This window comes from Clostridium sp. CM027 (genome assembly GCF_024730565.1).
Lineage (GTDB): Bacteria > Bacillota > Clostridia > Clostridiales > Clostridiaceae > Clostridium_AD > Clostridium_AD estertheticum_B.
The window spans coordinates 3,660,780-3,674,138 of the sequence record NZ_CP077725.1 but is presented as its reverse complement, the minus strand read 5'-3'; the positions used below and the strand labels follow the sequence as shown (position 1 = coordinate 3,674,138).

Annotated in this window: 10 protein-coding genes; all 10 read right to left on the bottom strand. The window is 32.5% G+C overall.

Translation table 11 applies throughout. The features are described from left to right. Positions 1-260: 260 nt before the first annotated feature. On the bottom strand, positions 261-2,552 hold the full coding sequence (locus tag KTC92_RS17495; protein ID WP_220287393.1) for an ATP-dependent DNA helicase: 2,292 nt from the start codon (positions 2,550-2,552) through the stop codon (positions 261-263). A 170-nt stretch (positions 2,553-2,722) separates the two neighbouring features. Further along, positions 2,723-4,654 carry an ABC-F family ATP-binding cassette domain-containing protein gene (locus tag KTC92_RS17490; protein ID WP_216303291.1) on the bottom strand — a complete coding sequence of 644 codons (1,932 nt, stop codon included), beginning with the start codon at positions 4,652-4,654 and terminating at the stop codon, positions 2,723-2,725. Positions 4,655-4,837: 183 nt separating this feature from the next. Next, complete coding sequence (locus tag KTC92_RS17485) at positions 4,838-5,026, bottom strand: hypothetical protein (RefSeq protein WP_165414639.1); 189 nt, start codon at positions 5,024-5,026, stop codon at positions 4,838-4,840. Positions 5,027-5,086: 60 nt separating this feature from the next. After that, on the bottom strand, positions 5,087-6,052 hold the full coding sequence (locus tag KTC92_RS17480) for an ABC transporter ATP-binding protein (RefSeq protein ID WP_220287384.1): 966 nt from the start codon (positions 6,050-6,052) through the stop codon (positions 5,087-5,089). Between the two features lie 42 nt (positions 6,053-6,094). Further along, complete coding sequence (locus KTC92_RS17475; RefSeq protein ID WP_220287386.1) at positions 6,095-7,075, bottom strand: ABC transporter ATP-binding protein; 981 nt, start codon at positions 7,073-7,075, stop codon at positions 6,095-6,097. A 10-nt stretch (positions 7,076-7,085) separates the two neighbouring features. Continuing rightward, positions 7,086-8,003: an oligopeptide ABC transporter permease gene (gene opp4C / locus KTC92_RS17470; RefSeq protein ID WP_216303262.1), complete on the bottom strand. Its 918-nt coding sequence runs from the start codon at positions 8,001-8,003 to the stop codon at positions 7,086-7,088. Positions 8,004-8,014: 11 nt separating this feature from the next. Next, a complete protein-coding gene (locus KTC92_RS17465) occupies positions 8,015-8,977 on the bottom strand; it encodes an ABC transporter permease (RefSeq protein WP_220287388.1) in 963 nt (320 codons plus the stop codon). Between the two features lie 70 nt (positions 8,978-9,047). Next, positions 9,048-10,760, bottom strand: coding sequence for an ABC transporter substrate-binding protein (locus tag KTC92_RS17460; RefSeq protein WP_220287390.1), 1,713 nt, complete (start codon positions 10,758-10,760; stop codon positions 9,048-9,050). A 243-nt stretch (positions 10,761-11,003) separates the two neighbouring features. Next, positions 11,004-11,603 (bottom strand): cell division protein ZapA, encoded by a 600-nt coding sequence (locus tag KTC92_RS17455; protein WP_216303265.1) that lies wholly within the window; start codon positions 11,601-11,603, stop codon positions 11,004-11,006. Between the two features lie 212 nt (positions 11,604-11,815). Continuing rightward, on the bottom strand, positions 11,816-13,225 hold the full coding sequence (gene ltrA / locus KTC92_RS17450; protein WP_258280593.1) for a group II intron reverse transcriptase/maturase: 1,410 nt from the start codon (positions 13,223-13,225) through the stop codon (positions 11,816-11,818). Positions 13,226-13,359: the final 134 nt, after the last annotated feature.

The following is a 13,359-nucleotide window of genomic DNA, read 5'->3' as shown; positions in this document are numbered from 1 at the left end:
TAGAGTAAGAAATAAGTCGAAATATACCGTTTATATATAGGAAACTTATTTTGATATAATCCCTTTAAAATTAAATACCCCCAACTATAAAAAGGAAAATATTTTATGTAGATGTATCTGTAGCGGTTATTATTAAATTAGTTTCCTTTTTTATCCCCCCACAGTATCTTATAAATAGACTTTAATTATTTGTATATAAAAAACTTGAGCAAATGCTCAAGTTTTTTTATTTTCTTAGATAATATTATTTTTACAATTCCTTATTCCCAAAATTCACAAATCTCTTTTTTAGCATGAGTGCTATTATTTATTATATGATAATTGTCCCATTCCTTTGGGAAAAGTCGTCTATACCTTTGGTTAAGGAATCTATCATCTATTAATAGCGCGATCCCACTATCTTCCTCTGTTCTAATTACCCTTCCCGCCGCCTGTAGTACTTTATTCATACCTGGGTACATATAAGAATATTCATAGCCACAATTGCTTTTATTATTAAAGTATTCTTTAATAATTTCCCGTTCAAAGCAAATCATAGGATGACCTACACCGATGATTATAACACCAATTAATGCATCACCTTTTAAATCAATACCTTCAGAAAATATACCACCTAAAACTCCAAAACCTAAAATATTCTCATCACTCGAACTACTAAAGTTTTGCAAAAATTCTTCCCTGGCATCTTCAGTCATAGAATTGGTTTGGATACTTACTTTGATATGTGGATACTTTTGCGTAAAACTATTACACACTTCCTCCATATATTTATATGAAGGAAAAAACACCATATAATTTCCATTCTTAGCACTTATTACAGAATATATGTACTCTACTATCTTTAGGTAACTATTTTCTCTATATTTATATTTAGTAGAAATGTCCTTAGCTACCATTACCCTAAGCTTACTTTTGTCAAAGGGAGAATTCAGCGTTAAATGGTAATCCTTACTTTCTCCACCCAAAATCTCTTTAAAGTATACTAATGGTAGTAGCGTTGCAGAGAAGTATATCACTGATTGACCTCTTTTTGACGCCTCGCTTAAAAGCTTAGATGGATCCAAGCAAAACATTTTTAATACTACGTCATCTAACCCACTTTCTACATAGGTTATATATTTATCATCATAAAGTTCAGCTACCCGAATAAAACTCAAAGAGTTAAAATACAATTCTAAAAAACTATCATATGTTTCAGATTTTTCATTTTTCGTGAGCCATTTTTCTAATATTTTAGTAAGCCTCGTAAGGAGGTTATATACATCCACTGGTTCAGCATTTTGTTTGTAATATCCATCTTCATTACACATTTTCTTCATGCTGTTGATAAGAGCATTTAACTTATTCAAAACTTTGTACATTTGATCGTCAAGACCTTTTATATCTTTTTTCAATTGCATAATCAATTTTTTACTAATTTGCGCTGAAAACATTTCTCTAGCTCTATCCACTAAGTTATGAGCCTCATCAACCAAAAAAGTATATTCCCCACTGTTATCAGTAAAGAATCTTTTTAAGTAAACCCTAGGATCAAATACATAATTATAATCGCATATAACGCTGTCAGCCCACACAGTTAAATCCAATGAAAACTCAAATGGACATACGTTATATTTATTTGAGTATATCTCAATTATTTCTCTGCTAAATGTATTTTCATTTTTCAGAATATCAAGTAGCGCTTCATTAACTCTATCAAAATGTCCTTTTGCAAATTTACATTGCTGCGGATTACATGCACTACCTTTACTAAGACATACTTTATCCTTTGCTGTTAGTGTAATCGTCTTAAATTTAAGTCCATTTGATTTCATTTTATCAAAGGCATCCTCTGCAACTCGTCTTGTTATAGTTTTGGCTGTTAGGTAAAAAATCTTTGTGGTATGCCCTTCTCCCATAGCTTTAACCACCGGAAACAAAGTAGATATAGTTTTACCTATTCCTGTGGGGGCTTGCACAAACATTTTCTTTTTCTCTACTACTGTTTTATATACGCAGACAGCTAGTTCCCTTTGACCGTCCCTATAATTTTCAAACGGAAACAACAACTCTTTTATAGTACTATCTCTTTCCTTATTCCACTCACTAGCAATATTTGCCCATACAAAATAGCTAGAGATAATTTCATCAAAAAATTCTTGTAGTTTTTCAATTGAAAAAGCTTTGATAAACTGCTTAGTTTTTTGCGTATCTATTTCATAATAGGTTAATTGAACATTAATAAGCCCAAGATTATTTTGAATCCCATATATATATGCATAACATTTGGCTTGAGCCCAGTGAAGACTATTATAATCTTCCTTAATAAGTTCTATATCTTTAGCAACTGTTTTAATTTCATCTATGGTAACTTTATTATTTTTGATTAGAATACCATCAGCACGCCCCTCAATTATAATCGAGGCCCCATTATATAGTATACTGTGTTTTAAACTTACCTCAGCGCGATATTCTTCTCCAAGTAATACCGAATACTTTTCTTTATTCTCACTTTGAATTTTTTGATGTGCTTTGGTTCCCTCTACAGCTCTGCTACTCCCCATAAACCTCATATCTAAATCGCCAGCCCTTAGTACAAACTCTACTAAGTTACGCACAGATATTTTTATATCTCTATTTTTATCCACAGACCATACCTTCTTTATTAAATAAACTTATCACTCATAAATTTTCAATAACATTTCAGAAACAAAATCACCCACTTGTATAAGTGGGTGATGATTTAATTGTTTTTCTGCTGCTCTATTTTCTCAACTAATTCATTTAAATATGTCCATCGCACCATTAGCTGTTCAGCTTCAACTCCAATATTCTTTTGCTGCTTAACTAGTTTCTGCAAATATTCAAAATCACTACTTCCATCATTGATTTTTTTATTAATATCCACAAGTTCTGCTTCCTTTTGCTCAATTTTACCGTCGATTTCATCAAATTCTTTCTGCTCTTTAAATGTAATTTTCAAAAGCTTCTCTTCTTTAATTGCCTCATCTTTACTGCTTGCAACCTCTTCATTTACATCTTTTTTGTCTTCTTTATCTACTTCTAGTAAATTCGGATTTTTTTCTATATATTCTTTATACTCAGAATAATTACCTACAAATTGAATTATCTTTTCATTTCCCTCAAAACTGAATATTTTGTCAGATACTCTATCTAAAAAGTATCTATCATGAGATACAGTTATAACCACACCACTAAACCCATCTAAATAATCTTCGAGTACTGCTAGAGTTTGAATATCAAAGTCATTAGTTGGCTCATCTAAAAATAGTACATTTGGAGCTTCCATAAGAATCCTTAATAAATATAGTCTTCGTTTTTCTCCACCGGATAAACTAGAAATAAATGAATGCTTAGTAGTTCCATCAAATAAGAATCTCTCAAGCATTTGAGAAGCTGTAACCTGTTCTCCATCGCCTGTAGTTATATATTCTGCACCTTCTCGAATGTACTCTATAGCACGTAGCTTTTCGTTCATCTCACCATTTTCTTGATGGAAAAAGCCAATTTTCAATGTTTCTCCCCAATCTATTACCCCTGAATCTGGGCTTAATACTCCACTTAAAATATTCATAAGCGTAGATTTCCCCATACCATTAGGTCCTATAATACCTACTTTATCTCTCCTAGTAAAAGTATGACTAAAATTACTAATTAATTTTTTATCACCATATGCTTTATATATGTTCTCTACATTCATAATCTTTTTACCAAGTCTAGTAGATGCCGAGGATAATTCTAACTTTTCGTTTGTTACATCAACTTTTCCATCGCGAAGCTCATCAAAACGGTCAATTCTCGCCTTTTGCTTAGTACTTCTAGCTTTAGCCCCACGTCTTATCCAAGCTAGTTCCTTTTTAAATAAACTCTCTCTTTTTTTCTCTATTGTATCCATTAAAGCCATTCTTTCAACTTTCTTTTCCAAAAACACACTATAATTCCCCTGATAACTATATAGATTACCCTTATCAAGCTCAATAATTTTATTTGTTATTCTATCTAAAAAATACCTATCATGAGTAATCATAAGTAGTGCACCTTTTCTACTATTTAAAAATTTCTCAAGCCAATCTATTATTTTATTATCCATATGATTTGTAGGCTCATCCAAAATTAATAAATCTGAGGGAGTAATTAGAGCACTACACAAAGCGACTCTTTTTCTTTGTCCACCTGAAAGGTTGCCTATTCGCTGCTTAAAATCGGTTATTCCAAGCTTTGTAAGTATTATTTTAGCTTCATTTTGAACTTCCCATCCGTTACATGCGTCCATCTTAGTGTTAAGGTTCATTAAAGTATTTTGAACGGATTCATCTTCTGGATTTTCCTCCATTTTCTCCATAGCTACTTCATATTCTCTTATAACCTTCATAACATCAGTTTCACTTTTAAAAATTTGCTCAAGCACTGTAGCTTCTGGGTCAAATTTAGGATTTTGAGATAAATATTCTATATTCACTTTGTTTCCCTTTAAAATTCTTCCCCCATCAGGAACTTCAAAGCCAGCTATTATTTTTAAAAAAGTTGATTTTCCTGTTCCATTAACTCCTATTAATCCAATTTTATCGCCATCACTTATACCTAATGACACTTTATTAATGAGTATTTTTTCACTATAACTTTTACTCATTTCTTCTATTGTTAACAAATTCATATACATACCATCCTTTTCATGTTCTAACATTAGGGGCATGAGATTAAATGTCCCTACACTTCAATTATACCCAAATAAGCACCCAAGTGATAGTGCAAATTCATCTTCGACAAATTTTTCATTATCTCTAGGGTGTATTCTTAAACAAATATACATTTTTTTACAACTACTAGTTGACTATTATTAACTTCTGATCCATACTTTCATTACAATAAATAACAACAAACTCATGACTAATGCAGCTCCCATAACTATTGGCATAAATATCTGAAATTGTGCTATAACAATGGCTACAATGTCCTTCCATCCTACACCTTCATCACAATTCAAATCACTATCCTTTATTCTTTCTAGTTCTCTTTCCTGTCTCATATATTCCCCCCTTACTTTGGAAATTCAATATACTATCCTTTTATGCTACCAATCATTACCTTACAGCAAGTGGCAAGCTACAAAATGTTTACTGCCTACATCTTTATACTGTGGACATTCATTTTTGCATCTTTCCACAGCATATTGACATCGGGTATGAAATTTACAGCCAGAGGGTGGATTTGCCGGACTTGGTATGTCTCCCTTAAGAATAATTCTTTCTCTCTTTAATGTTGGATCTGGTAGAGGCACTGCCGATAACAATGCCTTCGTATATGGATGAAGAGGATTATTATACAATTCATTTTTTGATGCTAATTCCACCAAAGATCCTAGGTACATAACCCCTATTCTATGACTAATATGTTTTACTACACTTAAATCATGCGAAATAAATAAATATGAAAACCCCATTTTTTCTTGAAGATCACACATTAAATTAACTATTTGAGATTGAATGGACACATCTAGTGCTGATACAGGTTCATCAGCAACTATAAATTCAGGATTTAATATAAGAGCTCTTGCTATTCCTATTCTCTGCCTTTGCCCACCTGAAAATTCATGTGGGTATCTTCTTATGTGATAAGGTGCAAGCCCACAAATCTCAAGCACCTCTTTAACTCTACCAGCAATTTCGCTTTTAGGCAATAACTCATGATCTATTAGCGATTCTCCAACTATTTGCCCTATAGTAAGTCTTGGATTAAGAGAACTATATGGATCTTGAAAAATTATTTGCATTTTAGGTCTCATCTTTCTTAAATCTTTTTTCGATAAATCAAATACATTTTGATTTTTAAAATAAACATTGCCTTCTGTTTTGTTTATAAGCCTTAACATAGTTCTACCAACTGTAGTTTTCCCACATCCTGATTCACCCACTAGGCCCAAGGTTTCACCTTTATTTATATATAGAGATACCCCATCTACAGCTTTAACATAACCTACAGTCTTTTTAAGTATTCCACCCTGAATAGGAAAATATGTTTTTAAATTCTCTACTCTAACTATTTCATCGTGCACTTACTTCCCCTCCTTGCATCGCTTCATAGTACAAAATATTTATTAGTTGTTTTGCTCCTCATATAAAAAGCAGGCTACCTTATGTCCTTGCCTTATCTCGTAAGTAGGTGGTTGCTTCTTTCTACAAATATCCATAGCTTTCGGGCATCTTGCACAAAAATAACATTCTTCTGGCATATTAATTGGGTTTGGAACCTGTCCGGGTATTGAGTATAATCTATCTACATCTTTATCCAGTGAAGGTTTAGATTTCATTAAGCCTTCAGTATATGGATGCATTGGATTTTTAAATAACTCAATTACAGGTGCTTCTTCAATAACCTTACCAGCATACATTACTACTACATATTCTGCCATTTCAGCAATTACTCCAAGATCATGAGTTATTAGCATTATTGAAGTATTAAGCTTTTTCTTTAGATCCTTCATAATATCAAGTATTTGCGCTTGAATTGTTACATCTAATGCAGTAGTTGGCTCATCTGCTATTAAAAGCTTTGGATTACAAGACACAGCCATTGCAATCATTGCCCTTTGGCGCATACCTCCACTAAGCTCATGAGGGTAACACTTCACTATGTCCTCAGCTCTTGGCACTCCAACTAGCTTTAACATATCTACTGCTTTTTCCCTAGCCTTAACTTTATTTAACTTTTGATGGAGCATTATTACTTCTTCTATTTGATACCCTATAGTGAATATAGGATTTAATGAAGTCATAGGCTCTTGAAATATTACTGCTATGTCATTCCCCCTTATTTTTCTTATTTCATCGCCTTTAAGTTCTAAAATATTTTTATTTTCAAACAGAATTTCGCCTCCAACTATTTTTCCGGGTGGTGACGGAATTAATCTCATTATTGACATTGCCGTAACGCTTTTACCACAACCCGATTCTCCAACTACACCTATTATTTCACCTTTTCTAATATTAAAACTAACATCATCAACAGCTTTCACAATTCCATCTTCTGTGTAAAAATATGTTTTCAAATTTTTTATCTCCACTAAATTTTTACTCATAATACACCTCCTAAACCTTTAGTTTGGGATCGATGGCGTCGCGAAGTCCATCTCCAAATAAATTTATACCCATTACCGTTAAGAAAATGCATATGCCAGGAGGCGCCCAAATCCAAGGTTTGAATTGTAATATATATGCATTATTAACTGCCTGGACCATTTGACCCCAAGACGGCGTAGGGGGAGTAACTCCAAGTCCTAGAAAACTTAATGCTGATTCCGTTAGAATTGCACCACCTATACCTAAAGTAGCTGAAACTATAATAGACGCATAGGTATTTGGTAGTAGATGACTAAATATTTTCCTTCTATCCTTAAGTCCTAAAGCTTCTGCTGCCTGCATAAATTCCTGTTCCCTAAGCGATAGTATTTGTCCTCGAACAATACGGCAAAGGCTTGGCCATCCAAGTAATCCTATAATAAACATAACTACGTACATCCTATACTGTGGGGCAACATTTAAATCTGACATTACAGCTGCCAGCATTATTAGTAGTGGCAAACTTGGAAAGCATAAGAATATATCAACTATCCTCATTATTACACTATCCACTGTTCCACCATAAAAGCCTGCTATTCCTCCTAACATACTTCCAATTAGTACTTCAACAAATACAGCGAGCACTCCTACTGACAGAGATATTCTGCCCCCATACATCACTCTTACTAAAACATCTCTTCCCACATCATCGGTACCCAAAAGATGTTTAAAAGAAGGTGAAGATGATACATTGTATAAATCTATAGTTTCCATTTTATAAGGTGATATTAATGGACCAATTAATGCCATAATCACCATAAACAACAGTATATACATTCCAAATATAGCTAGTTTATTCTTTTTTAACCGTTTTCTTATTATCTTCCAAGGGCTTAAAATTTCTTCTTTTTTAATTTGCTTCACTTTTGGTTTTACTTCTGCTTGCATTTTAACACCTCCTATTTAAGCCTTATTCTCGGATCAACTACGGCATAAGTAACATCTGCAATTAGATTCCCAACCAAAGTTAACACTGCAAATAAGATATTTATTCCCATGAGCAGTGGATAATCACGTCCACTTACTGCAGCAATTTCTATAGGTCCTATGCCAGGCCACCCAAAAATGCTTTCTGTAATAAACGCTCCAGAAAATAATAAAGGAAGCCAAAATCCCAGTAAAGTAATAACAGGAATCATTCCATTTCTAAGAGCATGTTTATATATAACCACTTTTTCTTTAAGTCCTTTAGCTCTAGCTGTTCTTATATAATCCTGCCTTATTACCTCTAGCATACTTGATCTTGTGTATCTCATAAGACCTGCCACACTACTTAAAGTAAGTACAATTAGCGGTAGTATCATATGACGAGCTACATCTAAACCATAGGAAATGCCTGCTACTGTACTTCCAGCCGTGCTCATTCCAGAAACCGGAAGTATTTTAAGGTCTACAGCAAAAACTTTTATAAGAAGCATACCAAAAAAGAATGAGGGCATAGAAATACCTATCAGGGCAAACACGGTGAAAAATCCATCAAATTTTGAGTACTGCTTAGTTGCAGAAACCACTCCGATTGGAATTGAGATTAATACACTTAGTATTAATGAGAGTATAGCTAGGTAAAATGTATTCCAAATATATGTGTTCATAACCTTTCCTACTGGCTGTTTAAAGTTAGTAGATTCGCCAAAATCCCCATGAAGTACTCCTCCAGCCCATCTAAGATACTGCTTATACGCCGGTAGATCTAGTCCCATTTGATGTCTTAATTCTTGCTTTCTTTCTGGTGTTAAATGTGGATCCATTTTACCTGTTAATGCATCACCTGGTGCCAACTGCAATATTAAAAATATTACTATAGATACCCCTATTAAAACTGGTATCATTTGCAGTAATCTTCTAGTTATATACTGCCTCATGACAATCCCCCTTTATAAACTATGCTTGGTAACCCCAAGCATAGCAAAATATAATTAAAGCATCATTTACCTATTTAGCTTTAGGTTCAATCAATTCTGCATCTGCAATTTGATAAGTAAAATTAACATATGGAGAGATGTTTATACCTTTAACTCTTGAACTTACAGCCCACATCATTTTACATTGATCTAACAAAACATATGGAGCTTCCTCTGTGAAAAGTTTTAACCACTTTTGATATAATACCTTTCTTTCTTTTACATCCGTAGTCTTAAGAGCATCTGCCATTAATTTTTCACTTTCTTTATTTACCCAATTTCCTGGATTGAATCCACCGAGCTCTGCTTGCTTTTCTGAGAATAATCCTGATGGATCTGGATCAATACTTAAAGTCCAAGACATATTATACATATCAAATTTTTGTTCATCAAAAACCTTTGTACACATAGTCTTGAATTCCATTAATTCAGGAATAACATCTATTCCTATGGCCTTCCAATTCTCCTTTACTATTGGAATTAACAATTCTACGTATTTACTTCCTTGATAAGTCATCCAATGGATTTGAAACTTTTTACCATCCTTATATCTAAATCCATCTTCCTTTTTAATCCAACCTGCTGCTTCTAATAATTTATTTGCTTTTTCAGGATTATATTCATATTTATTTATGTCATCAGTATATGCCCAAGATACTTGTGATACTGGTGCATTACAAACATCAGCATATCCTTTATATCTAGCATCTATAAATCCTTTTCTATTTAAACCATAAGTAAGTGCTTGCCGTACCCTTTCATCTTTTAATTTTTCATCTTTAAGATTTAACCCTATATATCCATATCCATTATCCGGAAAAAGTTGCATATCTATGAATCCTGCACTTTTAAGCATTTGGATATTTTCTGGTTCAGTTGCAATTCTATCAATATCTACTTCACCAGCGGAAAGTGATTGAATATTGGTTTGAGCATTAGTAACTTTTAATATTAACTTATTAATCTTAGCTTCACCCTTCCAATAACTAGGGTTTTTCTCAAAGTCAGCTTCTTGACCTGCCTTATATGCTTTAAATATATATGGACCACTGCCCATCGGTTTTAAGAATGTTTTTTTTAATTTATCTATATTACCTTTTTCAAATGCATAATAACTCTTGCACATAATTCCATAAATAAAATCAGAACTTAGAGCTGGTGATTTAACATCTGTTAATGTAAATGAAATTGTATTGTCATCTATAACCTTTATGCCTTTAACAGTTTTAGCATCACCTTTATTGTATTCCTTATACCCAACCAATTTATCTACAGCGTCTGTTCTGGGTCCATCATACTTTGGGTCACAAATAGCTGTATAAGTAAATTCCACGTCCTTTGCAGTTAATTCTTCTCCATTGCTAAATTTAATGCCTTTGTTTAAATGGAAGGTATAGGTTTTGCTATCCTTTGAAATCTCCCATTTCTTAGCTACTTTTTCTACAGGATTTCCTTTCGCATCATTTGTCAATAACCCTTCAAAAACTAATTGAGCAACATAACCATCATCTACTGAACTTTCATATATGGGATTAAATTTTCCTTCTGGTGCTGTAAATCCAACAATTAAAGTATCTTTTCTGTTTTTTGCTGTTTGTGGCACTTTTTCTGGATTTACAGCCGCTATAACTTCTGATCCTTTTAAATCCTTCGCTGCTCTCCCAACATCACTTTTACCACAACCCGATAATACTAGAGCCATTGACATTGCTAAACTTAAACATCCAGCAATTCTTCTTTTCATTGTTTTCCCCCCTTTTTTTATAAACAATTTGATATAACTTAATAATTGTTGTTAATATAACAGTCTTTAATTTCGCTATCAATATAATTATATGTTTCATGAGCATTTTAATATTACACTTTATCAACTTAAAGTCATTATAATAAAAAATAGACTCACAATTATTTTAAAAATTGTGAGCCTTTTGTAAATATATTTCTCGTCCATTAAAAAAATCGCCTTTCGGCGACAATTAAATAATTTTTATTTTTTATGTGAAGCTAAAAGTGGATTATTAATTTTCTTTTGTTTAGCTAAACTAATTTGGTATTCTATCAACTTATTTTGTGAATCGATTATTTTGTACTTATAAGATTGAAGCTTAAATCTCATTTCTTTATTTTCTGTTTTTGTTCTTCTATTTTCTTCGATACAACTTTTACTAGTCACTTGCATCACATCTAATTGTTGTTGCATCTCTATATTTTCTTGCTCTAATGTTTTTACATATTCAGTTTTTTCTGTGTTTTTACACTTGTTAAGTAATTCTTGATTATAGTCTTCCAAATGATTTAACTGTTTTTTTAAACCTTCTAACTGCTCAGTCAATTCATTATCATGTTTTTCTAAAGATTCACCCTTACTCAAAAGTTCCTTGCAAAGTGACTTACTTTTAAACATATCATCACCTAAATTTAAAGCAGTTAAAATTGCTGCTGAGGAAGTACTAAGCTTTTCATTATTACTCATTATATTTTTTATTTTTTTATCAACATAACTAGCTACCATATGTAAATATTCTTCTCTTTCATCACCTTTTAAATTATATTCAACACCGTTTATCTTTATTGTTACAACGTTCATCTAAAACACCCTCTTAGACAGATTAGTTAAACTTATTGTACCACAATATAACTTTTAATAAAACCAATTTTTTCAAATTATGCATACAATTAATACAATATTCATTTGTTTTTTGAGATTGCATGAATCGAGTAGGAGCTAAATAATTAATTTATTTAGCGACCTCTCACACCACCGTGCATACCGTTCGGTACACGGCGGTTCAATAGAAATTAATGTTTTAATAAATATGTCTCAGATATAGAAACTAATCCTATATTTTTAAGGTATTTATTGGTCAATGTTTTGTTTAATATAGGGCTATTGGATGTTCTCCAATAGCCTTTCCTTGTATTTGCATATTGCAAAGCTTTATTGTTTGGTATTCCTAATTTAACAAGGTTCCCATATTTTGTTTTAATCTTTTTCCATTGTTTCCAAAAACACATTCTAATTCTTCGCCTTAACCATTCATCAAGTGTTTTAAGAATACTTTTAATGTCTGCAATAGCAAAATAATTTATCCATCCAACTATCACTTGCTTAAGTTTCATAAACCTATATTTCATGCTCATCGCATTACTTCTTGAAGTTAATTCTTTTAGCTTTGCTTTGAATTTGATTATAGGTTTTTGAGGAACTCTCATTCTGTATTCACCTTTTGCCCGGTAAAATGAAAATCCTAAAAATTTAAGTTTCCAAGGTCTATCTACTGTACTCTTTTCTTTATTCACTCTAAGCTTTAACTTTTCCTCAATAAATCTCGTAATACTCTTCATTACTCTATTTGCTGATTTCTCACTTTTGACGTATATATTCGCATCATCAGCATATCTACAAAAGTTTAGTCCTCGTTTTGTTAGTTCTACATCGAGTTCATGTAACATTACGTTACTTAATAATGGGGACAAAGGCCCGCCTTGAGGTGCTCCTTCTTCTGTATTCATAAATACCCCATTTATCATCACTCCACTTTGTAGATACTTTCGTATCAGAGAAATTACTCTACTATCTTTAATATCTTCCGATAGTATCCTTATTAATTTATCATGATTTATCGTATCAAAGTATTTAGAAAGGTCTATATTCACCGTCCATGTATGTCCAGCATTAATATATCCCCTACATTTTTCAACAGCTTGTTTTCCACTTCTTAAAGGTCTAAAACCGTAACTATTATCAGAAAATTTCTTTTCATATACTGGTATTAGAGTTTGTGATATCGCTTGTTGAATAACTCTATCTAATACAGTAGGTATTCCAAGTAGCCTAATTCCACCGTCAGGTTTTGGTATTTCTACCCTTCTTACGGCTAGAGGTCTATATCTACTTTCTAATAATGATTGCCTTAATTCTTGTCCATGCTCTTTTAGATAATGTAGAAGTTCATCTACTGTCAAACCATCAATCCCATGACTTCCTTTATTGGCTTTTACTCTTTTATATGCTTTATTCATATTATCTCTCGATAATATCTGCTCGAGTAAACCATTATCATATTCATTCACATCGTTTCTTCCTTCTTCTGACATAGAGGAAATACTATGCACTTCTACATTACCTTCGAGTTCCACTCTATTCTCTCGTAGAGAGCCTTCTTTATGAAGTTGTCTGCTTTTATCATATTTTCTCGTATCCTTCAAAATTCCAAAACCTCCTATTGTTCAGTCCTTCCCACGCTAACGCGTTTTGCATGGTACTATGACGTCTGCTGACTTCTGATAGTTCAGCCATACATCACTGTATGGGTTGTTATTTCTAAATTCATATCCACAAC